The 25704-nt window shown below is 65.5% G+C and carries 22 protein-coding genes and 1 tRNA gene; 5 read left to right on the top strand and 18 right to left on the bottom strand.

Annotated elements, in window-relative coordinates:
- Positions 1-49 precede the first annotated feature (49 nt).
- The 12 genes from araA to BKA03_RS12155 all read right to left on the bottom strand — a co-directional run bounded on the left by araA (position 50) and on the right by BKA03_RS12155 (position 14253).
- Positions 50-1573 carry an L-arabinose isomerase gene (gene araA, locus BKA03_RS12100; protein WP_062074167.1) on the bottom strand — a complete coding sequence of 508 codons (1524 nt, stop codon included), beginning with the start codon at positions 1571-1573 and terminating at the stop codon, positions 50-52.
- Between the two features lie 21 nt (positions 1574-1594).
- Positions 1595-2302 (bottom strand): L-ribulose-5-phosphate 4-epimerase, encoded by a 708-nt coding sequence (locus tag BKA03_RS12105; RefSeq protein ID WP_062074168.1) that lies wholly within the window; start codon positions 2300-2302, stop codon positions 1595-1597.
- Positions 2299-3966, bottom strand: a complete 1668-nt coding sequence (gene araB / locus BKA03_RS12110) for a ribulokinase (RefSeq protein WP_202965705.1) — start codon at positions 3964-3966, stop codon at positions 2299-2301. The genes BKA03_RS12105 and araB overlap by 4 nt, the downstream gene beginning before the upstream one ends.
- A 316-nt stretch (positions 3967-4282) precedes the next feature.
- Positions 4283-5296: a LacI family DNA-binding transcriptional regulator gene (locus BKA03_RS12115; RefSeq protein WP_238579362.1), complete on the bottom strand. Its 1014-nt coding sequence runs from the start codon at positions 5294-5296 to the stop codon at positions 4283-4285.
- Positions 5297-5427: 131 nt separating this feature from the next.
- Positions 5428-6441 carry a substrate-binding domain-containing protein gene (locus BKA03_RS12120; protein WP_062074170.1) on the bottom strand — a complete coding sequence of 338 codons (1014 nt, stop codon included), beginning with the start codon at positions 6439-6441 and terminating at the stop codon, positions 5428-5430.
- A gap of 214 nt (positions 6442-6655) precedes the next feature.
- Entirely contained in the window at positions 6656-9205 is a 2550-nt protein-coding gene (locus BKA03_RS12125) for a glycoside hydrolase family 65 protein (RefSeq protein WP_062074171.1), read from the bottom strand.
- Complete coding sequence (locus BKA03_RS12130; RefSeq protein WP_257020135.1) at positions 9202-9954, bottom strand: HAD family hydrolase; 753 nt, start codon at positions 9952-9954, stop codon at positions 9202-9204. Before BKA03_RS12130 ends, BKA03_RS12125 begins: the two co-directional genes overlap by 4 nt.
- 186 nt (positions 9955-10140) lie before the next feature.
- Positions 10141-10728: an aminoacyl-tRNA hydrolase gene (pth, locus tag BKA03_RS12135; RefSeq protein WP_062074418.1), complete on the bottom strand. Its 588-nt coding sequence runs from the start codon at positions 10726-10728 to the stop codon at positions 10141-10143.
- A gap of 88 nt (positions 10729-10816) precedes the next feature.
- Positions 10817-11419 (bottom strand): 50S ribosomal protein L25/general stress protein Ctc, encoded by a 603-nt coding sequence (locus BKA03_RS12140; RefSeq protein ID WP_062074172.1) that lies wholly within the window; start codon positions 11417-11419, stop codon positions 10817-10819.
- 159 nt (positions 11420-11578) lie between these two features.
- Positions 11579-12559, bottom strand: a complete 981-nt coding sequence (locus BKA03_RS12145) for a ribose-phosphate diphosphokinase (protein ID WP_062074173.1) — start codon at positions 12557-12559, stop codon at positions 11579-11581.
- Positions 12556-14118 (bottom strand): bifunctional UDP-N-acetylglucosamine diphosphorylase/glucosamine-1-phosphate N-acetyltransferase GlmU, encoded by a 1563-nt coding sequence (gene glmU / locus BKA03_RS12150; protein ID WP_062074174.1) that lies wholly within the window; start codon positions 14116-14118, stop codon positions 12556-12558. Before glmU ends, BKA03_RS12145 begins: the two co-directional genes overlap by 4 nt.
- 63 nt (positions 14119-14181) lie before the next feature.
- Positions 14182-14253 (bottom strand) — tRNA-Gln (locus BKA03_RS12155).
- A gap of 96 nt (positions 14254-14349) precedes the next feature.
- Between BKA03_RS12155 and BKA03_RS12160 the strand changes: the two genes are divergently transcribed.
- Positions 14350-14952, top strand: coding sequence for a TetR/AcrR family transcriptional regulator (locus BKA03_RS12160; RefSeq protein ID WP_062074175.1), 603 nt, complete (start codon positions 14350-14352; stop codon positions 14950-14952).
- 96 nt (positions 14953-15048) lie between these two features.
- Positions 15049-15417 carry a large conductance mechanosensitive channel protein MscL gene (gene mscL / locus BKA03_RS12165; protein WP_062074176.1) on the top strand — a complete coding sequence of 123 codons (369 nt, stop codon included), beginning with the start codon at positions 15049-15051 and terminating at the stop codon, positions 15415-15417.
- Positions 15418-15433: 16 nt separating this feature from the next.
- On the opposite strand, the gene BKA03_RS12170 is transcribed toward mscL, so the two are convergent.
- From BKA03_RS12170 to metG, 5 genes are all read right to left on the bottom strand, one after another.
- Complete coding sequence (locus tag BKA03_RS12170) at positions 15434-16396, bottom strand: 4-(cytidine 5'-diphospho)-2-C-methyl-D-erythritol kinase (RefSeq protein ID WP_062074177.1); 963 nt, start codon at positions 16394-16396, stop codon at positions 15434-15436.
- A complete protein-coding gene (gene rsmA / locus BKA03_RS12175) occupies positions 16393-17265 on the bottom strand; it encodes a 16S rRNA (adenine(1518)-N(6)/adenine(1519)-N(6))-dimethyltransferase RsmA (RefSeq protein ID WP_062074178.1) in 873 nt (290 codons plus the stop codon). The genes BKA03_RS12170 and rsmA overlap by 4 nt, the downstream gene beginning before the upstream one ends.
- Positions 17266-17270: 5 nt before the next feature.
- Entirely contained in the window at positions 17271-18062 is a 792-nt protein-coding gene (locus BKA03_RS12180; protein WP_062074179.1) for a G5 domain-containing protein, read from the bottom strand.
- Between the two features lie 168 nt (positions 18063-18230).
- The gene (locus tag BKA03_RS12185) at positions 18231-19082 is read right to left on the bottom strand and encodes a TatD family hydrolase (RefSeq protein WP_062074180.1); all 852 of its coding nucleotides are present in this window, start codon (positions 19080-19082) and stop codon (positions 18231-18233) included.
- 10 nt (positions 19083-19092) lie between these two features.
- Positions 19093-20886 carry a methionine--tRNA ligase gene (gene metG, locus BKA03_RS12190; protein ID WP_062074181.1) on the bottom strand — a complete coding sequence of 598 codons (1794 nt, stop codon included), beginning with the start codon at positions 20884-20886 and terminating at the stop codon, positions 19093-19095.
- 216 nt (positions 20887-21102) lie between these two features.
- On the opposite strand from metG, the gene BKA03_RS12195 reads away from it, so the two are divergent.
- On the top strand, positions 21103-23082 hold the full coding sequence (locus BKA03_RS12195) for a DUF7937 domain-containing protein (RefSeq protein WP_062074182.1): 1980 nt from the start codon (positions 21103-21105) through the stop codon (positions 23080-23082).
- A 6-nt stretch (positions 23083-23088) separates the two neighbouring features.
- Here the strand turns inward: BKA03_RS12195 and rsmI are convergent, their stop codons facing one another.
- Positions 23089-23928, bottom strand: coding sequence for a 16S rRNA (cytidine(1402)-2'-O)-methyltransferase (rsmI, locus tag BKA03_RS12200; protein ID WP_062074183.1), 840 nt, complete (start codon positions 23926-23928; stop codon positions 23089-23091).
- A 68-nt stretch (positions 23929-23996) separates the two neighbouring features.
- Here rsmI and BKA03_RS12205 point away from each other — a divergent pair, with 68 nt between their 5' ends.
- Entirely contained in the window at positions 23997-25478 is a 1482-nt protein-coding gene (locus tag BKA03_RS12205) for a dolichyl-phosphate-mannose--protein mannosyltransferase (protein ID WP_062074184.1), read from the top strand.
- A gap of 67 nt (positions 25479-25545) precedes the next feature.
- The gene (locus tag BKA03_RS12210) at positions 25546-25686 is read left to right on the top strand and encodes a hypothetical protein (RefSeq protein WP_179398091.1); all 141 of its coding nucleotides are present in this window, start codon (positions 25546-25548) and stop codon (positions 25684-25686) included.
- Positions 25687-25704 lie beyond the last annotated feature (18 nt).

Raw genomic sequence — 25704 nt, forward strand, 5'->3', positions numbered from 1 at the left:
GCGCCGGGCGAGTGCGCCGCGCAACTTGTGTGGCCCCCGCCGGAGGCCCTTAGAGCGGCTGGTTCAAACGGTAGTACGCGGCGTTCGCGCGCAACTCGTTCTCGAACCCGACCACGGAGGTCGACTCGTCGATCGCAAGCAGTTCGATGCGCGACATGCGCGCGAACTCGCGGAAGACCTCGAGCCCGACCTGATTGGACATGACGGTGTGGTGAGCCGCGCCCGCCATCAGCCACGCGGTGGCCGACGTTCGGAAGTCCGGGCGCGGCTTCCACACCGCATGGCCCACGGGAAGCTTTGGCATCGGCTCGGGGAGCGCGACGTTGTCGACCACGTTCGCGACCAGGCGGAAGCGTTCGCGGACGTCGCTCATGGCCACCACGATCGCGGGTCCGGCGTCGGCCGTGAAGACCAAGCGAACCGGGTCCTCCTTGCCGCCGATGCCCAAGGGGGCGATCACGAGCTTCGCCTTCGCCGACGACAGGGCCGGGTTTACCTCGAGCATGTGAGCGCCGAGGATCAGCTCGTTTCCAGGCTCCAAGTTGTAGGTGTAGTCCTCCATGAGGCTCGCGCCACCAGGAAGGCCCGTGCCCATGACCGCGGCCGCGCGCACCATGACGGCGGTCTTCCAGTCGCCCTCTGCGCCAAATCCATAACCGTCCGCCATGAGGCGCTGGACCGCGAGGCCGGGGAGCTGACGCAGATCGCCCAGGTCCTCGAACGAGTCGGTGAAGGCCGTGAAGCCGCCCGCCTCGAGGAAGGTGCGCAGGCCGATCTCGACCTTGGCGCCGTAGTGCAGCGACTCCGCGCGGGGCGCGCCCGGCTTGAGCTCGTCGGCCACGTCGTACAGGTCGAGATACTCGGCGACCAGGGCGTCGGCGTCGGAGTCGGAAACCGCGTTTACGGCGGCCGCCAGCTCGTTGATGGGCCAGGTGTTGACCTGAACGCCGAGCTTGATCTCGGCCTCGGTCTTGTCGCCCTCTGTGACGGCGACGTAGCGCATGTTGTCGCCAAAGCGGGCGACCTTCATCGAACGGGTCGCCCAGCGGCCAAGCGCGGCGCGCTGCCAGTTGCCGATGCTCGCCGTAACGGCGGGGTCGGAAGCGTGTCCCACGACCGTGGTGCGCGGCAGGCCCATGCGCGCCTCGATGTAGCCGTGCTCCCTGTCGCCGTGGGCGGCCTGGTTGAGGTTCATGAAGTCGAAGTCGATCTCACCCCACGGGAGCGCCACGTTCGCCTGCGTGTGTAGGTGAAGCATGGGCTTGTCGTTGGCCTCGAGGCCCGCGATCCACATCTTGGACGGGCTGAACGTGTGCATCCAGGCGATGACGCCAAGCACGTTGTCCGCGGAGTTGGCGTCAAGGAACAGGCGCCGGATCGCGTCGGAGCCCGTGAGAACAGGCTTCCACACGATCTTGACGGGGATGTCGCTCGCGGCGTTGAGGGCGGCGACGACCCCTTGCGATTGCTCCGCGACCTGGGCGAGAGTCTCGGGACCGTAGAGCTCCTGGCTGCCGGTGGCGAACCACACCTCAAGCTGGGTCAGGTCGGGCAACACACTGCGCCTAGACATTGGTAAGGCTCCTCGACATAGTTACTGCTCCTTCTTGGGCTGGCCGTAGACATTTTGGTAGCGGTCAAACAGAGAATCGATCGCCTCTTGGGGGATCGGGACGAGTTCACCGCCTTGACGGGCGATGTGCACCGTCCTGGCGACGTCCTCACACATCACAGCGGCCTTGACCGCGTCCTTCGCGTCCTTGCCGATCGTGAATGGGCCGTGGTTGGCCATGAGCACTGCCCGCGAACGATGACCGGTCAGGGTCTCGACAATGCCGCGACCGATCGAGTCGTCGCCGATGATCGCGAACGGGCCCACGGGGATCGGGCCGCCGAACTCGTCTGCCATCGCGGTGATCACGCACGGGATGGGTTCGCGGCGAGCGGCCCAGGCGGCCGCATAGTCGGAGTGGGTGTGGACCACTCCCCCCACCTCGGGCATGTGGCGGTACACGTAGGCGTGGGCGGCGGTATCGGAGCTTGGCGCACGCTGAGAGCCCTTGGTGCCTGGGATGACGTTGCCGTCGAGGTCGCAGACCACCATGTTGTCGGGGGCGAGGTCGTCGTAGCTCACACCCGACGGCTTGATCACGAACAGGTCGCGACCTGGCACGCGGCCGGAGACGTTGCCGCCCGTACTCACCACCAGGTTGTAGTGCGTGAGCTCCGAGTGAAGGTCGCTGACCTGCTGACGCAGTTCGGCGACGGCCTCCTCGATGGCAGCGATGTCGTGGTCCGTCATGAAAGCGCCTCCTTGCGCATGGCCTTGAGTCGCTTCATGACGTCGTTGGCGCCGCGGCCAAAGTAGTCGTGAACCAGGGAGTATTCGGCAAACAGTTTGTCGTACGCGTCGGCCGCCTGCGCGTTGGGCTCGTACTTGCCGCGCTCAACTCGACCCATCGCCTCCCCTGCGTCGGCAACCGAGGCATAGGCGCCCGCCGCGGTGGCCGCGTGGATCGCGCTACCCAGAGCCGGCCCTTGTTCGGAGGCGATCGTCGACAGCGGCAGGCGCAACACATCCGAGTACATCTGCATGAGCTGCGGGTTCTTGAGCAGGCCTCCCGCCACCACGAACTCCGTCACGGGGACTCCCGAGGCATTGAAGGTCTCGACGATCGTCCGGGTGCCGAAGGCGGTCGCCTCGAGCAGCGCCCTGTAGCCCTGCTCGGCGCGCGTGGCAAGAGTCTGGCCGATCACGACGCCGGACAGCATGGTGTCGACGAGCACCGACCTATTGCCGTTGTGCCAGTCGAGGGCGACAAGACCGTGGGCGCCCACAGGCTCCGCGAAGGCCAGGTCCGTGAGGTGCTGGTGAATCGACTTGCCGGCCGCGGCCGCATCGTCGAAGTAGCGCCCTGGGACCTGGTTCTTGACGTACCAAGCAAAGATGTCGCCAACGCCTGACTGGCCAGCCTCATAGCCGTACAGGCCCGACATGATGCCGCCGTCAACGACGCCACACATGCCCGGCACCTCGGCAAGCGTGTCGCCGTTCATCACGTGGCACGTTGACGTGCCCATAATTGCAAGCATTTGTCCTGACTCGACGGCCTTCGCGGCTGGAGCGGTGACGTGAGCATCGACATTGCCCACCGCCACCGCGATTCCCTCCGGCAGGCCCGTCCACGCGGCGGCCTGGGCAGTAAGCCCGCCCGCCTTGTCGCCGAGCTGGCCGATCGGGTGGACCAGTTTGCGCGCGGCGAAGCCCTTGAATGCAGGGTTGAGCGCGGCCTCGAAGTCCTCCGATGGGTAGGCGCCGTCTTGAAGGATTCCCTTGTATCCGGCGGTGCAGGCGTTGCGCACATAGGACCCGCACAGTTGCCAGATGATCCAGTCGGCTGCCTCGACCCAGTGGTCCATGCGCTCGAAGATCTCGGGGTCTTCCTCGACGAGTTGGAGCGCCTTCGCATACTCCCACTCGGAGGAGATGAAGCCGCCATAGCGCGGCAGCCACGACTCGTTGCGCTCGCGAGCCAAAGCGTTGATCCGGTCCGCCTGGGCCTGTCCGGCGTGGTGCTTCCACAACTTCACGTACGCGTGGGGCCTGTCGCGGAGGCCCTCGACCTCGCACATTGGCGTGCCATCCGCCAGCACAGGGAGCGGCGTCGACGCGGTGAAGTCGGTCGCGATGCCGATGACGGTCGCGGGGTCGATTCCCGCCGCCTTCACCGCCTCGGGAACGGCGGTCCGGAGCACCTCGCGGTAGTCGTTCGGGTCTTGAAGCGCCCACTCGGGGGGCAGCGTCGCGCCGCTCGACGCGAGCGTCGTGTCCATCACAGCGTGCTCGTAGTCGTGCACAGCGCTCGCGAGTTCGGCACCATCGGAGACCCGCACGACCACGGCCCTACCGGAAAGCGTGCCGAAGTCGACGCCGATCACGTACGCACCAGAGGTATCCAGAGCCACCGGGTGGCCTCCTTGTCTTGTCAGTTTTGCGGATCTCTTTGTTTGAGATGCTTCAGTTCGACGTGTTGGCTAGCACTGGCTGGCGTCGAGTTCTCCTTGAGTGATCGAGGCGAACGCCATCTACGGCAAGCGCCGCTGCTCTCGATGCTCATACGATCTCCTCCTCGAGATCCCTCTCGTGACGCGAGAGGCCATAGCCACGGAGCGCGGGCGGTGCAGCCGGTGGCGCACAACTCCCGTCGCTCACTGATCCAAATGTTACCGGTAACAACCGTGCTCTGCAACTGGAAATGTGCCACGTGCTTCGATGCCGTCATCACGGACGAACGTGGGTCGTCGACTCCCGAACGATGAGTTCGGGCTCGATCACCGTGCGCATCGGCGGATGTCCGCCTTCGATCGCGGCAATGATCGCCTCGACGGTGCGTTGCCCAAGGGTCTCGAAGTCCTGACGGACCGTGGTGAGCGCGGGCCGGAAGTGCCGCGCCTCAGGGAGGTCATCGAAGCCCACGATGCTGACATCTTCAGGCACCCTGACCCCTCGAACGCTGAGCCCGTGGAACACTCCCAAGGCCATCTGGTCGTTGGCGCAAAAGATCGCCGTGAAGTCAACCGGATCGAGGTGGTCCCTGGCAACGGAAAAGCCCGAGTCGGCGGTCCAATCGCCAACGATGGGCGGCCGCGGCTCGATGTCCGCCGCCTCAAGCGCCGCCCGCCATCCCCGCTCGCGACCGCGCGCGTCGAGCCAGTCCATGGGTCCCGCGACGTGAAGGATGTCGCGATGTCCAAGGCCCAGCAGATGCTCGACGGCGAGTTCCGCCCCGCGCCGCTGATCGACAGACGCCGTGAGCATGCTCAGGTCCCTGGCCGACGTCACCGCGAGGGTCGGCAGCCCCTCTGCACTTGCGCGCAACAGGTCTACCGACGAAGAGCGCGGTGCGATGATGCACAACGCGTCGATTCCTTGAGATAACAGGTGATCCACGGCCGACCGTGCACTCAATGCCCTGTCTTCGGCGACCGTGACCGAAGTCACCGAGTAGCCGGCCTCTCGCGCGGAGTCCTCCACGGCACGCAGGGTCGCGTTTGGTCCAAACTTGACGGCGCTGTCGACCACCACGCCGATGCGGTTCGATCGGCGGGTAACGAGCGCTCGCGCGGCGCTGTTTGGCCGATATTGAACCTCTTCGATCACCTTCAGCACGCGGTCGCGCGTCGTCGCCTTAATGCTTGGGTGCCCGTTGATGACGCGCGAAACAGTCTGGTGTGAGACGCCTGCAAGCGCCGCGACCTCGCGCATGCTCGGCGGAGTGCCTCGTCCCTCGCTCACGCCCACAACCCCGTCAGAACTCGTTGACCGAACGCCAGGAGTTGGCGCTCACCTGACATGTTAACGGTCGCATGCGAAGGGCGAGCAGGCGATGCGCGCCCAAAAGCCGCGAGGGTGCGCGCCTTGCCCGCCTAGTAGACGCGTGCGTCAACCTGGTCCTGCGTGACGGTGGCGAAGGTGGCCGACGGGACGACGACGATCGTGTCGACCGTGTCGCCGCCCAGGACCGTGTTGACTACCTCTGCTGCCGTCTGGCCCAACAGCGGGTTGTACTCGGCGACGAATGACAGCTTGCCGTCGAGCAGCGCCTGCAGGGCCGCCTTGGATCCGCCAATCGTGACGATCTTGACGTCCGTGCCCGGCTTGAGGCCTGCCTCTTCGACGGCTTGCACCGCGCCGAGACCCATCTCGTCGTTCTGCGCAAAGATGAGCGGGACGTCGTTGTTGTTTGCCTTGAGCACCGCCGCCGTGACGGATTTGGCCTCATCCGTCGTCCAGTTGGCCGCCTGAGCGCCGATCTTCGAAAACTCGGGGTGGCTAGCCAGGACGGAATTCCAGCCCTGGTTGCGCTCGCTCACCATGCCATCACCCGCGGGGCCCTCGAGGACGAAGTACTTGGTGCCGTCGGGGAACGCCCCCAATGCCCAGTTGGCAACGTTCGTTGCGACCGCGGCGTCGCCTGGCGTGATTCGCGTGACGTAGAGGCTCGTGTTGTCAGGCGAGATGCCGCCGTCGATCAGGAAGACCGGGATCCCCGCGTTCTTCGCTCGCGTCAGCGAGTCGTCCCAACCCGAACTCTGTACGGGCGACAGCAGAATGGCCTTGACGCCCTGATCAACGAACGCGTTGAAGGCGTCGATCTGAGACTTCTGGTCGAGTTTGGTCGCCGGGGCGTACTTCAGGTCGAAGCCGGCCTTGGTGGAGAAGGCACTCTGGATGTCGGCCTCTTCGGCCGCATGCCAGGCGTCCGCGGCGCCGACGGCCACAAAACCCACCGTGACCAGCGGCTTGACCGTGGGCGCGTTCGTTGCGGCCGTGTTGATGATGACCCCGTTGATCGAGGTGGAGCAGGCTGCAAGGCCAAGCATGATTGCCCCGACGGCCGCAACCGTCAAGACTCGAGCCAGGTGCTTCTTGACGCTCATTTAAACCCCTTCGTGCGATCTCGTACGTCATTCATAAAACCAGGCCGACAGGGCCTCGTCGAAAAACCTCGCGCCCCTCAACTCGACTTGTTCGGTCGCTGAAGTGACACAGGTACCACTCTGCCTCATGCCTCGAGACTAATTTGCCTATTTCGGGCTCAATGCGGCGCGGTTCCCGGGCTTCCACACACGGGACGACACCCCCAGCAGGCGACTAGTCGAGCGCCGGCGGAGTTTCCATCTCAATATCCGTAAAGTCTGCATCCGTGGCGCTCGGGGGCAGCGACGCCGTAATCACCGTGCCGTCGGCACGGAGCGTGCCGTGGAACTTCGCGGGGTCGGGGCTTCCCGCGATACGCGGGCCCTGGTCACTGAGCGGCACCACGGTCTCCTCGTCACGTGCGACCGCAATCAACTCGCCCCTGACTTCGACCGTGAGAGCCCCACCCTCCTCGATCGCGAAGGTGATCGACTCGCGGCGTACCGTGACGCGCAATCGGGTGCCACGCTGCGTCATGCGGAACGTGAGCGATGGCCAAGCGCTTGGGAGCCGCGGGTCGAAATGCAGTATGGCATCGTGATCGCGCATCCCCCCAAATCCGAAGACGAGCGCGGACCACACCCCACCGGCCGATGCGACGTGCACGCCATCGCCGGTATTCGAGTGCAAATCGGCGAGGTCGACAAACACCGAATCCCAGAAGTAACTAAGGGCGAGCTCGTGGTACCCAACCTCGGCCGCGATGATCGACTGCACCACACCCGACAGGGTCGAGTCGCCCGTGGTGATCGGGTCGTAGTACTCAAAGTCCGCCAGCTTTTCCTCGAGCGAGAAGTGCTCGCTTTGGAGGAAGAGCGCGAGGACCACGTCCGCTTGCTTGAGCACCTGGAAGCGATAGATCACGAGCGGATGGAAGTGCAGGAGCAACGGGCGCTTCTCCGGCGGGGTGTTCGGCAGGTCCCAGACCTCGCGCTCATTGAACAGCGCGTCTTGAGGATGAATCCCCAGATTGTCATCCCACAGGATTGCCATCGCCTCGGCGGCGCGCTCCCACTCGTCAATCTCTTCCTCCTTGAGGTCGAGCCGAGACACCATTCGCGCATACTGATCGGGCCACGTGTCCGCAAGCTTGCGTACCGACTCGGCTGCGCAACGAAGATTGAACCGCGCCATGACGTTGGTGTACAGGTTGTCGTTCACCACCGTCGTGTACTCATCCGGACCGGTGACGCCGTGAATGCGGAATGAAGGCTCGCGACCCCTGGTCTTGCGCCAGAAGCCAAGGTCGGCCCACATTCGCGCCGTCTCGACGAGGATGTCGATGCCCTCTCTCGCGAGGAACTCATCGTCGCCGGTTGCGCGCACGTATTTGTTGATGGCATACGAGATGTCGGCATCGATGTGGTACTGCGCTGTGCCCGCGGCGTAGTACGCCGACGCCTCTTCGCCATTGATGGTCCGCCATGGATAGAGAGCGCCGCGTTGAGCGAGTTCCGCCGCCCGCTGGCGGGCCGCGTCGAGGATCCTGTACCTGTACCGGAGCGCGTTGCGCGCAATCCCTGGTGACGTGTAGGTGAAGAAGGGCACAACATATATCTCGGTGTCCCAGAAGTAGTGGCCGCCATAGCCCGCCGCGGACACCCCCTTCGCGGAGATCCCGCTGCCATCCCCGCGCGCCGACGCCTGCGCGAGTTGAAACAGGTTCCACCTGATTGCCTGCTGGAGACCCAGATCGCCCTCCACCTCGACGTCCGACCTTGCCCAGAAGCCGTCAAGCCAAGCGCGTTGTTCCTCAAACTGCCTGTCTGTTCCTTCCTCCGTCACGCGATCGAGAGTCCGATTGCACCTGTCGGCAAGCTCTCGAGCCGGCACGGAGCGCGACGTGTGGTAACTCACGACCTTCGTCAGCGTCAGCTTCTCGCCCGGCTTGAGGCGCCCCGAATAGACATGCTTGGCGTAGTCCTCCTCGACCTGGGTCTGGCAGTCAAACTCCGCGGTCGTGTCAACCCATTGGTCCATCGCGACGGCGATCGTCATGTTCGAGTTGGCGCACTGGTAACCCAGCAGGATGCGGCCATTCTCTTCCTGGCTCATGCGGGGCTCGAGCACCCTGGCGCTGAGGGCCGCGGCCTTGCGCGGGTCGACGGGCTCGGAGGGATCGACGTTGGCGCGATACTCGCCCAGCCCCGCTTGCCTGTTGAGCAGCTGAGAAGAGATCGCGATGGGGGCTTCCTTGTCGAGCAGGGTCACCTCGAAGGTCATGACCGCCACATGCCGATGCGTGAATGACACCATCCTGCGCGAGCGCACCCTGACCCTGTTGCCGGCGGGTGTTCGCCACAGCAGGTCACGCGTCAGCACGCCGTCGCGCATGTCGAGCGTCCTGTTGTATTCGACCAGGTCCGCCACCGAAAGTAGCAGCGGCTCATCATCGACGTAGAGACGAATCACCTTCGGGTCCGGAACGTTGACGATGGTTTGACCAGTGCGGGCGAAGCCATAGGCCTCCTCCGCGTGGCGAATGGGCCAGGTCTCGTGGAAGCCGTTGACGAAGGTGCCGTGGGCGTACGCGTCGTGACCCTCCTCGACGTTGCCCCTGAGCCCGAGATAGCCGTTTCCTACGGCGAACAGCGTCTCCGTCGTACCGAGGTCTCTCGCGTCGAACGTGGTCTCCGTCAGGCGCCACCCATCGGCAGGGAAGCGCAACCGGTCGATGTACTCGGTGACGCTCGTATCACCTTGGGCGCGAAACGCTGCCGTCACTTCTCCACCAGCTCGCTCAGATCCGACACCACAACGTTCGCGCCATGCCGCACCAATGCCTCGACGCCCGCTCCCCTGTCCACCCCGATCACGAGACCGAAGTCCCCAGCCGCTCCGGCCTCAACCCCTGAGAGGGCATCCTCGAACACCACCGCATCGGCCGCGTCAACGCCAAGAAGGTAGGCGGCGTACTCGTACGTGTCCGGGGCCGGCTTGCCGGGTAGCCCGTTCTTGGCGGCCAGCGTGCCGTCAACAACGACCTCGAAGCGATGGGCCAGCCCCGCGACCTTCAGCACATCGTTCGCATTGCGAGAACTCGACACCACCGCCATGGGAACCCCGAGCGCCTCCAGGTGGTCGAGCAGCGCGAGCGACCCGGGGAAGGCCGCAACGCCCTCGTCCCTCAACACCTCGTTGAACGCGTCATTCTTCGCGTTGCCGAGCGCGGATACGGTGCGATCGCCCGCCGCCTCGTCCGGTTGGCCCTCCGGCAGCGAGATCCCGCGCGACGCGAGGCACGCGCGAACGCCGTCGTAGCGCGGCTTGCCGTCGATGTACGAGAAGTAGTCGTCATCCGAATAGGCAGGCGTCACGTGACGGGCCTCAAAGTAGCCGGTGAACATGCGCCTCCACGCCGCCATGTGCACGTCAGCCGTCGGCGTGAGCACTCCATCAAGGTCAAAGAGGGCGGCGCCGAAGCCGCGTGTGGTGACCTGCGGAATGGTCCAATCAAAGTGACGTGAGGGCAACGGGGACTCCCTAGGACGAGTTCGTGGGGGCCGCTGGGGGAGCGGCCCTCGAATGGCTGGGGAAGAGGGCGCGTGGTGACTCATTTGATCGTAGTCGGGCATCCCCCTCGTGTGTCCACCGCTGCCCCGTGCACGTAGGACGGCGAATCTCCCCAGCGGCTCCCGGCCAGGCGCGCTCGTGCCGCGTCATCCCGCCGAGTGAAAACGCTGCTGCGCTTCGCCAAGGCCCTTCGTGACGAGGTCTTCCACGGCATCGGCCGCAAGGGCAATCACGAGGTCGAGCTCCTTGCGCTCGGTCGCCGAAAAGGGCCTGAGGACGTAGTCGGCGGCGTCCTGGCGTCCCGGCGGCCGCCCCACTCCCACGCGAACCCTCACAAAATCGGGAGTCGCTATCGCCTTGGTGATGTCCTTGAGGCCATTGTGGCCCGCGGAACCCCCACCACTCTTGAGGCGAATCGCGCCAAAGGGAACGTCCAGTTCATCGTGAATCACCACGATGGCGCTGGGCTCTACCGAGTAGTACTTCACGAGCGAACTCACCGGACCGCCGGACAGGTTCATGTACGACAGCGGTTTGGCCAGGGCGACGGCCACCCCGGAGGGGCCCGCTCCGCCGATGCGCACGCTCGCCTCTGAGGCGTTCGTCTTCTTGTTGCGCGAGAGCGACCCGTGGTAGCGGCGGGCCAGTTCGTCGATCACCATCTGGCCGACGTTGTGGCGGGTCTGCGCATACTCGGGCCCCGGATTTCCGAGGCCAACGACGACGGTAGTCATCTGTTCCTCCTGTCGCGTGGCGTCATCGGCCGAAAAAAGCGAACGCCCGGCCGCACGGAAGCGTGCGAGCCGGGCGAACACCATGAAACTACTCTGCAGACGCTTCCGCGACGGGGGCCAACTCGGTGCCTTCTTCGTCCTCGGCCGCAGCAGCGCGGGTCTCGCTCACGAAGAGGACCGTGAGGTGGGGGTCGGTCAGCAGCGTCGAACCTGCGGGGAGCTTCACGTCGCCCGCCGTGACGTGCTGGCCATCGGTGAGGCCCTCGACCGAGATCTCGAAGCGCTCGGGCAGGTGAGTCGCCTCGGCCGAAACCGACACCGTGTTGTGCTCGAGTACCGCGACGCAACCGGGGAACGGGTCGCCCGTGAGGTGCAAGGGAACGTCGACCGTGATCTTCTCGCCCTTCTTGACGATCAGCAGATCGACGTGGGCGATCGTGCGGCGGACGTAGTCCTTCTGAATGTCCTTCGCGATCGTAAGCTCGGGCTTGCCTTCGACCACGATCGTCAGCAGCGCGTTCGAATGCTTGAGCGCCATCATCGTCTCGTGACCGGGAAGGAACACGTGAACGGGGTCCGAGCCGTGGCCGTAGAGCACGGCGGGGATCTTGCCGGCGACGCGAGCACGGCGGGCGAAGCCCTTGCCGAACTCGGTGCGCATCTCGGCAGCGAGGGTCAGAACGTCGGACATGGTTTCTCCTCATATACGTCAGATGGGGGCCACAGCGAGGCAGGCCTACGGCCATCTGCCGCGTCGATCACGCTAACCCGATGGAGAGCTAGCCTCGCCGAGGAACCCGTCTAGTGTAGCGGGATTTGGCGCCATAAAGCGACCGCGCGCAGCGACGGTCTAGACGCCGCCGTTGAACAGGCTGGTCACCGATCCGTCGTCGAAGACCTCGCGCACGGCGCGGGCGATGAGCGGCGCGATCGAGAGCACGGTGAGCTTGTCAAAGCGCTTCTCGTCGGAGATAGGCAGGGTGTCCGTGACGATGACCTCTGAGATGGCGGAGTCGCGCAACCGCTCGACGGCGGGACCAGACAACAGACCGTGAGTTGAGGCCACGATCACGTCCTTGGCGCCGTTCTCGAACAGGGCGTTCGCCGCCTGGACGATGGTGCCACCCGTGTCGATCATGTCGTCGACGAGCACACACGTGCGGCCCTCGACCTCACCCACGAGCTCGTGCACCTTGACCTGATTGGGGATCGATGGGTCGCGACGCTTGTGGATGATCGCCAGCGGCGCGCCCATGTGGTCCGACCACTGGTCGGCCAGGCGCACGCGGCCCGCATCGGGAGAGACGATCGTGAGGTTGCCTGGTGCCACGCGGGTGCGCACGTACTGGGCGAGCAGCGGCATGGCCCACAGGTGGTCAACCGGGCCGTCGAAGAAGCCCTGGATCTGCGCGGTGTGCAGGTCGATCGACATGATGCGATCCGCGCCAGCGGTCTTGAACAGGTCCGCCATCAGGCGGGCCGAGATCGGCTCGCGGCCCTTGTGCTTCTTGTCCTGACGCGCATAGCCGTAGCACGGCATGATCACGGTGATGTTCTTCGCGGAGGCGCGCTTGAGCGCGTCCACCATGATGAGTTGCTCCATGATCGACTCGTTGATGGGAGCCGCGTGCGACTGCAAGACGAACGCGTTTGCCCCTCGCACGCTCTCACCGAAACGCACATAGAGCTCGCCGTTGGCGAAGGTGTACGCGGTAGTGGGCACCGCCTCGATGCCGAGCTCTTGGGCCACCTGGTCGGCCAATTCGGGGTGAGCGCGACCGCTCACGAAGACCATCCTGCGCTCACTCGTGTCCGAGATCACCGACGTCATTGTTCACCCTTGTTCGCGCTGTCTTGACCCAACGATATCGGGTCGACGGCGTCGGCGATGCCCGGCGCGCCTCCCGTTAAGCGTGCCCTTGCGGCCGCGTCGGCCGATTCAGTGCCGGGCCTGCGTGACTCCACCCAGCCCTCGATGGTCTGTTGCGGCGCACTGTTTCGCGATAGCGCACCGGCGGGAACGTCCCTGCGGATCGTTGCGCCCGCGCCCGTATAGGCGCCATCGCCGATCGTGACCGGTGCGATCAGCGAGTTGTCCGAGCCAATGCGGACGTGATCGCCGATGAACGTGTGCCACTTATGCACCCCGTCGTAATTCACGAAGATCGTGGCGGCTCCGATGTTCGAATGCTCGCCGATCGTCGCGTCGCCCACATAGCTCAGGTGCGGCACCTTGGAGTGGTCGCCGATGCGCGCGTTCTTGGTCTCGACGAACCCGCCGATCTTCCCACCCTCGCCCAGAACGGTTCCGGGCCGCAAGTAGGAGAACGGCCCGACGGAGGCGCCTGGCCCGATCACCGAGTCGGAACCATGGACCCGAGTTACCGTCGCGCCCTCGCCCACTATGACGTTGGTGAGGGTCGTATCTGGCCCCACGACGGCACCTGCGGCGACCGAGGTCTCGCCGTGAAGCTGCGTGCCGGGAAGAATCGTTGAGTCGGGCGCAAGGGTGACCGTCACGTCGACCCACGTGGTCGAGGGGTCCGCGATGGTGACGCCCTCACGCATCCACCGCTCGAGGACGCGCGTCCGCAGGTTCGCGCCTGCGGCCGCGAGCTGAACGCGATCGTTGACGCCCTCCACCGCCGCCGCATCGGGCGCGAGGAACGCACCCACGCCGTGAAGCGCCGTCCTCGCCAGCGCGACCACGTCGGTCAGGTAGAGCTCACCCTGGGCGTTGTCTGTCGAGAGCGATGCGAGAGTCTCTCTCAGGACCTCCGCGTCGAAGACATAGATGCCCGCGTTGATCTCGTCGATTGCCCGTTGCTCGTCTGTCGCGTCCTTGTGTTCGACGATCGCGGCAAGCGAACCATCGGGATCGCGCACGATGCGTCCATACCCACCCGGGTTCGCCACGCGTGTGGTCATCACCGTCACCGCACGCCCGCCGGCGATGTGGTCGTCGAGCATGGCGGAAAGCAATTCGGTGTCGACGAGAGGAACGTCGGCCGAGGTGACGACGATGGGGCCCGACACCTGGCTCGCCATCACGACTTCCCGACCGTGACCGTCGTTCGTGGCGGACGCCTGGGCCTTCGCGTCGAGCGCGGTGAGACCACACCACACGGCGCGTCCCGTTCCCGGAGTGTCGTCCTGATCCGCCATGAGGGCCTCGGGTGCGGCCTCTTTTGCGTGGCCTGCCACGAGGTCCCTGGCGTGCCTCACGACGACGACGAGGCGTTCAGGGTCGAGGCCCTGGGCGGCGGCAATCGCGTGGTGAAGGAGCGAACGCCCACCGATCGAATGCATCACCTTGGGAGTTGACGAACGCATCCGGGTGCCCTCGCCTGCCGCAAGGATCATCACTGCGGCCGGTCGCGTTGCGCTCATCGCACCCCTTTGGCCTGGTTCCCGACCCCGAAGGGTTTACGCCACGAAGTCTACCGTCGCGAGTTCCGCCCCCAGGATTCGAACCTGGACCGCAAGGCTCCAAAGGCCTGCATGCTGCCATTACACAAGGGCGGAAAGAAGTCCCTCGGGACCCCAAGCGCTCAATTCTGCCAGGAATCCGTGCACACTAGGACTGTGACAGACGAGGCGAAGCGGGTTCCACGTGCACGAATGACCGCACGCCAACGCCGCGAGCAACTCATCGTAGTGGCCAAAGCGCTCTTTGCGGAAAAGGGCTTCGAGGGCACCTCGGTCGAGGAAATCGCGGCGAGGGCTGATGTGTCCAAGCCGGTGGTGTACGAACACTTCGGCGGCAAGGAGGGGCTCTACGCGGTCATTGTCGACCGCGAGGTGGAGGCTCTCCTCGGCGCGCTCTCGGGCGCGCTGGCGAGCAGGGCGCACCCAAAACAGCTGGTCGAAAGGGCCGCGCTCGCGCTCCTGGGTTACATCGAGGAGTCACCAGACGGATTTCGCATCTTGGTTCGAGACTCGCCAGTGGCGCAGGCTGGCGGCACCTTCTCCTCACTCCTTGGCGACGTCGCGGCCCAGGTGGAGGTTCTCCTGGGAGACCAATTTTCCCGGCGTGGGCTCAACCCGCTCGTGGCGCCCTTCTACGCGCAGATGCTCGTGGGGCAGGTCGCCCTCGCGGGCCAACACTGGGCGGAAGTACGCGAACCCCCCAAGAACGTCATTGCCGCGCACCTCGTCAACCTGGCGTGGAACGGGCTGAGTGCGCTCGAACGCTCGCCGGAAATGACCGGACCCACCGCCTAGCGGCGAGGTCGCTCGCTCATCTGACACGTCGGGGTCTCCTGCCCTAGATTGAGCGCTGAGGGCGCGGCAGGTCGCCCCCCGACGAGGAGGAACGTCATGCTCAAGGGATTCAAAGAATTCATCATGCGCGGCAACGTCATCGACTTGGCCGTCGCCTTCGTGATTGGCCTCGCATTCGCACCGATCGTCACCAAGATCGTCGACGGGCTGATTACGCCTCTCATCTCGCGAATCTTCGGCCAGCCCAACCTTGACAGCGTGGGCAACATCGACATCGGCAAGGGCGCGTGGCTTGCGTTCGGTCCGGTGTTCACCGCGATTCTGAACTTCCTGGCGGTGGCCGCCGCCATCTACTTCCTCATCGTTGTTCCGATGAACAAGTTCAAGAAGCCGGCGGTCGAGGTAGAGTCCGGTCCCACCGAGATTCAGCTGCTCGCCGAAATCCGCGACTCCGTCAAGAAGTAGCGCGCGTCACGACTGACTAGCCTTCGAGAATCACGGTCCCCGTTGCGGGGCCGCTGGCGGTCAAGACGACGTCGGCGACGCCCGCGGCCCGAACTCGCGTGGCGATGCTCAACGCGTGCTGCGCGCTCCCTGCGAGGGCGGCGATCGTCGGTCCCGAGCCGGAGACGACGACGCCGAGAGCGTCCGCGTCGTACATCGTCTCCATCACCCCATGCAGACGCGGAGCGAGCGACAGCGCGGCGTCCTGGAGGTCGTTGGAGAGCGCCCGACCTAGCCACGCGGCGTCGCCAGCCATCAACGCGCCCATCACCTCGGTGTCCACATGAGGCGCATCGGGCGCGCGTTGGCCCGCCGCGACTTGATCGTCAAAGCGAGCGAAGACCTCGGGCGTTGACAGCCCCTCGCGCTGCATGGCGAAGACCCAGTGGAATTCTCCCCTGGTCATCGCGGGAGACAGTTCGTCGCCCCTTCCGAGCCCCACAGCCGTGTGACCAAGCAGAGCGAAAGGGACATCGGCGCCCAGAGCGGCCGCAAGCCGGTGGAGATCCTCGCGGGTGGCGCCACAATGCCAAGCCTCCGAGCAAGCGACGAGAGCCGCGGCCGCGTCGGCGCTCCCCCCGGCCATGCCCCCAGCTACTGGGACCCCCTTGAGGATGCTGAGATCGATGCCGTCGGAGACGCCAAACTCGTTCCTCACGGCCTCCGCCGCGCGCCACGCAAGGTTCGTGTCATCAAGCGGCACTCCGCCGATATCGCCAGGGAATTCCGGTCCCGCGACCACGCGCAACGTGATGAGCGCGTCGTCGCGCACCTCCGCGGTCACCGTCTCGTACAGGGAAACCGCCTGGAATACCGTCACGAGTGGGTGATACCCGTCCTCACCCCGGGGCCCTACCGAGAGCTGGAGGTTAACCTTTGCCGAGGCCCTGGCGCGCACGCGCCGCATCACCTCGGACCGAAACGCCAGCCCCGACGTCATCGCGACGCCTTGATCCCCGGCAGGGCCTCCGCGATGCGCACAAAGCCCTCGATTCCGAGCTGCTCACCGCGGGTAAGCGGCTCGATGCCCGCCGTGCGTAGGGCGGCCTCGGCCGCCGCCGCGGACCCCGCGACGCTCGCAAGCGCTCCCCGCAGGGCCTTGCGCCGTTGGGAGAACGCCGCGTCGATCACGGCAAAGACGGTCTCGCGCGGTGCTGCGGTGAGCGGCACGTCACGCCGCTGCATCAATACGAGGGCGGAGTCGACGCGCGGGACGGGCCAAAAAACCGACCGCCCCACGTTGCCCGCTCTTCTCACGTCGCAGTACCACGCCGCCTTGGCGCTAGGAATGCCATACGTGCGCGACCCCGGCGGCGCGGCGAGGCGGTCGGCCACCTCGGACTGGACCATCACGAGAACGCGCTCGAGTGTGGGAAACGTCTCCAGAAAATGGAGGATGACGGGGACCGACACGTTGTACGGAAGGTTGGCGACAAGCAGTGTGGGCGGCGTCCCGCTCGCGCCGTCGCCGAGCCCGCGCACCCGCAGAGCATCGTCCTGAATGACCGTGAGAGCGGCCGCCTGTTCAGGGGCACGCAGGGCCACCGTCGCCGGCAACGCGGACGCGAGAATGGGATCGATCTCGATCGCCGTCACCCGCGCATCGGCCTCCAGCAAGGCGAGGGTGAGTGAGCCAAGGCCCGGGCCCACTTCCACGACGTGGTCGCCTGGCGCGACTCCTGCAATGCGCACGATGCGCCTTACCGTGCCGGCATCGACCACGAAGTTCTGTCCCCACTTCTTGGTGGGGGACGCACCGAGCGACTCGGCAAGTGTGCGGACATCGCTCGGTCCCAGAAGATCGGCCACCGGGGTTAGTACCAGTTGTGCGAAGTGAAGTGGCCCCACGCGCCGCACGGAGTGGCATAGCGGTCCTGGATGTAGTGGAGTCCCCACGTGATCTGGGTGGCAGGGTTGGTCTGCCAGTCGGCGCCGTAGACCGCCATCTTGTTGCCGGGCAGGGCCTGGGGAATGCCGTAAGCGCCGCTGGTCTGGTTGCCACTCGTCTGAGACCAACCCGACTCGTGCTGCCACAGCGTGTCGAGGCACGACCACTGGTCTCCGGTCCAACCGAAGAGGTCGGCCGCCATCTGTTGGCCGAGCGCTTGATTGGAGCCCCTCTGAACATTGGTGGCGGGCGGAATTCTCAGGGCCCCCACTGCCACGATCTCGTCCGTTGGAGCGCTCACGACGACCGAAAGGCCCGGCGTGCGACCCACCTCGACGCCATTGATCGTCGTCACGATGTAGCTCACCAACTCCACTCCGGGAGCGCCGGTCTGCACCACCCGACGGGTCCCAACCCTGGCACTCGTGTCGGGCTGCTCAACCGTGCCATTCGCGATCGCGAGCTGCGACGTCACGGTCTTGACCTCGACACTGCCGTCGCCCGCTATCACGGGAGCGACCGCTTCGACCGTGTTGTCGCGCTGCGATAGCGACCGATGGGCGATATCTGCCGCTCCCGCAGTCGAGAAACTCGTCGCCGCGATCGCTACGACGGCGAGCGAACTGCCCACCTGCCGGTAGATCCGCAGGCGCGCACGAGCCTGCAGGCGGCGCTCTCGGCGACCGCCCGGTGCGGGTGGCAGGTTCTTATAGGTCATGCATTCTCTCTGTGTGGGCGGACAAGACAACCATCATTTGTCTCATATCGGCGTGTCACTACGCAAATTCAACCCGATTCGTGCAAAGGAAATTCTCGTGCGGATCGCCCGCCGGGAGGCCCTTGGCCAATCCCACGCCGCGCCAGCTGGTCAACTCTGCGCTCGTGGTTACCAAGGGCCGTACAAGGCCTCTGAGGTGTCATTGATCGCCGCACAAGCATCGGCGAGGTCGACCCCAAGCACCTCAGAAATGGTGCGCATCGTCGCCGCCACTTGGGACGGCGAATTGACCCGGCCTCGCTGCGGGTGAGGCGTGAGAAAGGGGGCGTCCGTCTCTACGAGCACGTTCTCGAGCGGCGTGACGGCGAGTGCCGCGCGCAACCCCGCCGCGTTCTTGAACGTGACATTGCCCGCGAAACTCACGTAGTAGCCGCGGGAGACACACACCCGAGCCATCGCCGCATCTCCGGAAAAGCAATGAAAGACCGTCCGCTCGGGGGCGCCGTCGCGGTCCAAGACGTCAAGAACGTCCGCGTGGGCGTCCCGATCGTGGATTTGGAGCACCAGGCCGAGCTCCTTGGCCAAGGCAATGTGGTCCCGAAAGGACCGAATCTGCGCGTCGCGACCCTCGGGCCCCGTGTGGTGGTAGTCGAGCCCCGTCTCGCCAATCACCCGCATGCGCGGCAAGCGTGCCAGCCGCGAGATCTCCGCGAGTGCTTCGCGGTAATCGAGTCCACTGGGATGCTCCCCCGCTGCGTGTATCGGCGCCTCATTGGGATGCAGCGCGACGCCTCCGACAAGCCGTCTGTCGGCCTGAATGGCATCGGCCGTCCACCTCGCGGAGCCGATGTCGCAACCGATCTGGACGGCGCGCGTGACACCCACGGCCCCCGCCTCGTCGAGGATCTGTGCGGCGGTGCGTTCAACCGCGCCGCGGTACGGGAAATCGAGGTGGCAATGGTTGTCCACGACCGGCGAGGGAAGCGCCTCGGGCGGCGTGGCCCACGCGACCGTGCTCACGCGACCGTGCTCACGACTCGGAACGCATCCGCTCAAGTTCCTGTTCGACGATGTCGTCGTCGAGCTTGGTGAAGACGGGCACCGGAGGAGGAACCGGGGTTCCCGCAACAAGGTCCAACCGCTTCCACGTGCCGTGCTGCGCCGAGTAGTCGCCCTCGATGATCGGGTAGCCCCTGTCGGGGCGGTCAAGATCCTCGACTTCGCTGATATGCGGCATCGGCGAGAAGATTCCCGTTCCACCGAGGGCCTCGTGCACCTTTTGCGCGCTGTGCGGCAAGAAGGGCGCCAACAGGGTATTTGCATCGGAAACCAACTGAGCCGCGACGCCCAACACGGTCTTCATGCGCTCGGGATCGGTCGTCTTCAGCTTCCATGGCGCGGTGTCGGCAAGGTACTTGTTGGCGTCACCGACGACGTGCATCGCCTCGCCGATGGCCTGGCGCTGCCGTTGGATGCCGATGAGCCTGCCGACCTCGTCGAAACCGTTGCTCGAGCGCTCGAGCGCGGCCCGGTCGATGTCTTCCAGGTTGTCCCTGGCCGGCAGAGAGCCGACATTATTGTGCAGAAGCGAGGCCGTGCGATTGACCAGGTTTCCCCACCCGGCGACGAGCTCGTCATTCGTGCGGCGTTTGAACTCCGCCCACGTGAAGTCGGCGTCGGACGTCTCTGGGCCAGCGACAGCGATGAAGTAGCGCAGCGCGTCGGGCTGGTAGCGGGCCATCATGTCCCGCACGTAGATGACGTGGCCGCGCGATGACGAAAACTTGTTCGACTCCATCGTCAGGTACTCGCTCGACACGACCTCCGTGGGCAGGTTCAATACTCCGAAAGAACCAGGGCTGCCGCCGCGGGACCCCTTGCCGTTGGCCGCAAGGAGTTCCGCGGGCCAAATCTGCGAGTGGAAGGTGATGTTGTCTTTGCCCATGAAGTAATAGGAAAGGGCCGCCGGGTCGTTCCACCACAGGCGCCACATCTCTGGGTCTCCTTGGCGGCGGGCCCACTCGATCGACGCGCTGAGATAGCCGATCACCGCATCGAACCACACGTACAGACGCTTGGAGGGGTTGTCTTCCCAGCCCATGAGCGGGACGGGGATGCCCCAGTCGATGTCGCGAGTCATCGCACGCGGACGCACGTCCTTGAGCAGGTTGAGCGAGAAGTTGAGGACGTTGGGTCGCCAACCGTTGCGCGCACCAAGCCACTCCGCGAGCTCGTTTGCGAGAGCGGGAAGGTCGAGGAAGAAGTGTTCGGTCTCGACGAACTTGGGAGTCTCGCCATTGATCTTGGAGACCGGGTTGATGAGGTCCATCGGGTCGAGCTGGTTGCCGCAGTTGTCGCACTGATCGCCGCGGGCGCCGTCGTCACCACAGATGGGACACGTGCCCTCGATGTAGCGGTCGGGAAGGGTGCGGCCGGTCGAGGGCGAGATTGCTCCGCGCGTCGTCTGAGCCACCATGTAGCCGTTGGCGTGCACCGAGCGAAACAACTCTTGCGCCACGGCGTAGTGGTTGGCCGTCGTTGTCCTCGTGAACAGGTCGTACGTGAGTCCCAACTGGACGAGATCCTCCACGATGACCCTGTTGTAGCGGTCAGCGAGTGCCTGGGGGCTCACCCCTTCCCTCTCCGACTGGACCAGGATGGGCGTGCCGTGCTCGTCCGTTCCCGACACCATCAGGACGTCGTGGCCGGCCATGCGCATGTACCGGCTGAATACATCAGATGGCACACCGAAACCCGCCACGTGTCCGATGTGGCGGGGACCGTTGGCGTACGGCCAAGCGACAGCGGAGAGGATGCGTGACATGGGGTTCATCCTAGCGAGGCGTGGGTTCTCGACCTGCCGACTTCCGCGGCAACGAGGCGCTCTCAGGGCCACGGTCCCTGCCACGCCACACCCACCCTGGCTCACACGGTATTCCCCTCGCTAGGGTAAGTGTTGGCTGCCGCGGACGGCGGGCACTCGTAGCTTGTGACGACATCGCATTGCGGCGGTCACTAGAACAACGGAAGGTACGGCACCATGACAGCAGAACCCACATCGATGCCCACAAACCAAGGCGGAGCCGCCCCCACCTCCAACCCATTCGCGGGCGTCCCCACTCCCGACCTGGTCCGGGATGCGCTGGCTCTGCTGCTGCTGCTCATGTCCTTGGCTATGCGATGGAACGTGGACTCGACGAGCGGCGTGAAGCACGCAACCGACCACCTCGAGGTCGTGCTCGTGACACTGGTGTCGGTGGCCTCTTTGTCGCTGACGTACCTCGCACGGGCCAAGGTGTTTGGCGCGGGGGTCTCCGCCGCCCAAGTGGGTCTCATTCGCGCGGCCGCCAACGCGCCGTACGCGGTGGTCGTCGCGATTTACCTGATTCTCGATGTCTCCAAGATCGGCGATAGCTGGTACCTGGCTGGCGGCATCGGCTGGGCTGCGGCGACGGGTCTCACGGGCGCGGCGCTTGCGGGCATGCCTCGCCAGGTCGAGTCCGAAAACTCGCCGGTCGGCGCGCTCCAGGCGAAGATCATGCAACTGTCCGTCATTGGCCTCGGCGGACTGTGGGTCGCGATGTCCCTGATCAACTTCATCAACGTCTTCGTCGAGTGGGCGCCCGTCGTCAACGGCGCGGCGTCCACCATCGCCCTCCTCGTCACCGTGCTCCTCGTTCTCGTGCCGCTCGTCCTGATCACAGCGGGACTGATCCGCCGGTCGGCCGTGACGCGCACCGTGACGGTGACGGGTGGCGTCGTCGTCTTCGGGGCGATCATCATCGACTGGTTCTCCGACTGGAAGATCTCGATGACAGGCGTGGAGTCCGCCCACCGGCCCGGGTTCGGAATCATCGCCTTGATCACCCTGGGCGCGCTGGCCTCTTCGCACCTGATCCGTGACTCCATGCGGCACATCGAAGATGTCCAGCGGTATGTGCGCTCGGCCGGGATCCTGCTCTTGGCACAGGCCAGCGGGGTCGTCGCCAGCGCCATCATCACGGTCTTGACGATCACCTCGAACACCGTCGCTTCCAATGGCAAGGCGGTCGAATACATTTTCGCCCTTGTGATCATCGCCGCTATGGCGACGGGAGCCTTTGCGCTCGTGCGCACCGGCGAGGCCGCCACCCGGCCTCTTGCTCTGGCACTGACTGCAGGAACCGTGGTCGTCGGAGTCGTGGCCGTGAGCCTGGTGGAGAGCCTGTCGCAGCTTGGCATCGTCGACCTCATCTACACCTTCGGTCTGCCCACCGCGACCCTCGTCTTGCTTGCCGCGCCGACGAGCATGAGGGCGCACTACGGCTCGCTCTTGCGTGCAAGTGGCGCGCCCATTGCTACGGCCCCCACCGACGAGCCCGAGACCCCCGCTCTCGAAGCCAAGGCCCCGTTCGACGAGCCCGAGACCCCCGCTCTCGAAGCCAAGGCCCCGTTCGACGAGCCCGAGACCCCCGCTCTCGAAGCCGAGGCCAGCTACGACGAGCCCGAGGCCACCTACGACGAGCCCGAGGTTGCCTTCGACGAGCCCGAGGTTGCCTTCGACGAGTCCGAGGTTGCCTTCGACGAGTCCGAGACCCCCGCTCTCGAAGCCAAGGCCCCGTTCGACGAGCCCGAGGCACCCATCCTCGAACCCGACGCCCCCATCCTCGAACCCGACGCCCCCATCCTCGAGCCCGACGCCCCCATCCTCGAGCCCGAGACCCCCATCGAGGAGCCCGAGCCAGAGACCCCGTTCGTCGAGCCCGACGCCCCCATCCTCGAACCCGACGCCCCCATCCTCGAACCCGAGGCACCCATCCTCGAACCCGAGGCGCCCGCCCCCGAATCTGTCCATCCCAGGGCGGCAGAGGCATCGGCCCCCGAAACGCCGTTGCAGGCACTCTTCGAGATTGCCGCAAAAGTCCCAGAACTGCGCGCCGCCGTCGCCGCGAATCCATCCACATACCCCGACCTGCTGACGTGGCTCGGCAAGTTGGGTGATCCCGCCGTGGATGCCGCACTGAAGGCTAGGGGCGCCTAGACGCCGCTAGGTGGAGGAGCGCGCCTCGACGACTGCGGCGTAGAGGTCTCGTTGCGGCACGCCGAACGTTGCGGCAAGATCCGCCACTACGGCCTTGGCGCGTTCGCCCACGGCAACCCTCCGCAACGCCTCGGCCACGATAGAGGCCAGGGGCGGCGCCTCACGCGCGCGGCCCGCGACCACCACGACAATCTCGCCGCGAACCTCGGACGCTGCCGCCCAGGCGGCGAGGTCGGCGAGCGTGCCCCTAAGGGTCTCTTCGTACCTCTTGGTGATCTCGCGGGATAGGGAGGCCCGTCGATCGGCGCCAAAGGCAATGGCCATGGATGCGAGTGTCACCGCGACGCGATGAGGCGCCTCGAAGAAGATGAGCGTTCGCTCTTCAGCGGCGAGACCTGCGAGGGCGGCGGAGCGCTCGCCCTCCTTGCGAGGCAGAAAACCCTCAAAGGCAAAGCGATCAGTCGGGAGGCCCGAGAGGGCTAGCGCCGCGAGCGGTGCCGACGGTCCAGGGAGAATTCCTAGATCAACGCCGGCCGCAATCGCCGCAGTCACCATGCGATATCCGGGATCCGACACGAGCGGCATTCCGGCATCGGACACTACCACGATCGTTTCACCCGCCAGCGCCCTGTCGATCAGCCAGGCGCCCGTGCGGGCCTCGTTGTGATCGTGAAGAGCGACAAGTTCGCCGGTGATCGATATCCCAGCGCGCGCGGCGAGGTCCCGCGTCACGCGGGTGTCCTCTGCCGCCACGACGTCGGCGGATGCGAGTGCCTCCCAGAGGCGAGCCGACCCATCGCCCACATTTCCGATGGGTGTGGCCGCCAAGAGAATTCGCCCGGTCATGTACCAAGCGTGACACACGGCGCGACGCCGGCACGGACGCCCCCCGCGCGAGGGCTTAGGCTCTCTTTGTGATTGTGACCCTCTGGCGCTGGCGTGCCACCGTCATGGCCGCGTCGGTGACCGCGCTCGCGGCCGTGTTGCGCTTCGCCGACCTGGGCCACCCACGTGCCCTCGTCTTTGACGAGGTGTACTACGCGCGTGGCGCGTACTCGCTCCTGCAAATGGGATACGAGGGCAAGTGGGGCCACGACGGCGGGCACTTTGCGATGGGCAACTTCTCGGATCTGACCACCGACGGCGATTATGTGGTGCACCCAATGGTGGGAAAGCTCCTCATCGCCGCGGGTATGAAAATCGCTGGAAACGGCCCCTTTGGATACCGCTTCGCGGGCGCCTTCTTGGGCACGATGACGGTCCTCATCGTCGCCCTGCTCGTGCGGCGCATCATGAAATCCACCGTGTGGGGAGGCGTTGCCGGTGTGCTGCTCGCGGTCGACGGCGAACACATCGTCTTGTCCCGCACCGCGATTCTCGACATCTTTCTCACGTTCTTTGTGGTGGCAGGTTTCGCGCTGCTGTGGCTCGATAGATGGCGAGCGCAACGCATCTACGCGGAACATCCTCCTGACACCACTGGCGCCTTCGGCCCGCGAGTAGGCATCCGCTGGTGGCGTCTCGCGGCGATCGTCACCTTCGGCCTCGCGTCGGGCGTGAAGTGGTCGGGGGCAACCTTTGCCGCGGCGTTCCTCTTGGTATTTGTCCTCCTGGATGCCTCCGACAGGCGCGCGGCCGGCTACAAGCATTGGCTGCCGGGAGCCGCTTTGCGGTCAGGGTTGCCTGGCGCACTTGCGACCGTGATCCTGATGCCTGCGACCTACATCGCGCAGTGGGCGAACTGGTTCCTCACCAAGGGCTCCTACGATCGCGACTGGGCTCAGTTGCACCCCGGCCAGGGTGTGACGTGGCTTCCCCCTGCGCTCCGGTCGCTGTGGGAATACCACGTGAGCATGTACAACTACCACAAGCACCTTGACACCCCCCATCCGTGGGAGTCGCACCCTGCCGGCTGGATCATCCAGTTCAGACCGACCGCGTTCTTCTTCGAGAAGGCGGATCCGTCCACGTGCCGCGGCGGCAATTGCGTCGAGGACATCACGTCGATCGGAAACCCACTCATCTGGTGGGTGGGGCTCGCGGCGTTGTGCTTCGCGATCTGGAGGCTGGTCGTCAAGAACGACAGCATCGGCATAATCTTCGGCGCCGGCGTGCTCATCGGCTGGCTCCCGTGGGAGCCGTACGCCCACCGCACGATCTTCACGTTCTATTCGGTCGCGATGGCGCCATTCGTTGTCATGATGCTCGCGTGGGCGCTCGAGAGATTCGCTAGACTTGACCACCTCGAGAGCCGATATTCGCGAGTCCGTGGGCTCGCCGTCGGGTGGTTCCTCGTCGCTGTCCTTGTGGTCTCGGCCTTCTTCTACCCCGTGTGGACCGGCCAGCCGATTCCTGCGTGGTACCAAACGATCCACGTCTGGCTTCCCACCTGGTAGGTGAGCTTCGCCGCCAAAATGTGCGGCGTCGACCCAACGGAACTTCGCCTCCGGACGTTATGTGGGTATGGAGACCACGACGACCGAAGAGGCCGCAACCATTGGCGGCGGTTGGACTCTCGCCCGCCGCACCACGCTCGGCATCGTTCTCATGGGGACGCTTGGAGCCCTCGCTGGCTTCGCCTTCGCGCGCCTCCTGTGGAGGTAGGCCGCCGCCAGCCAATCT

The organism is Demequina lutea (assembly GCF_013409005.1).
GTDB classification, from domain to species: domain Bacteria; phylum Actinomycetota; class Actinomycetes; order Actinomycetales; family Demequinaceae; genus Demequina; species Demequina lutea.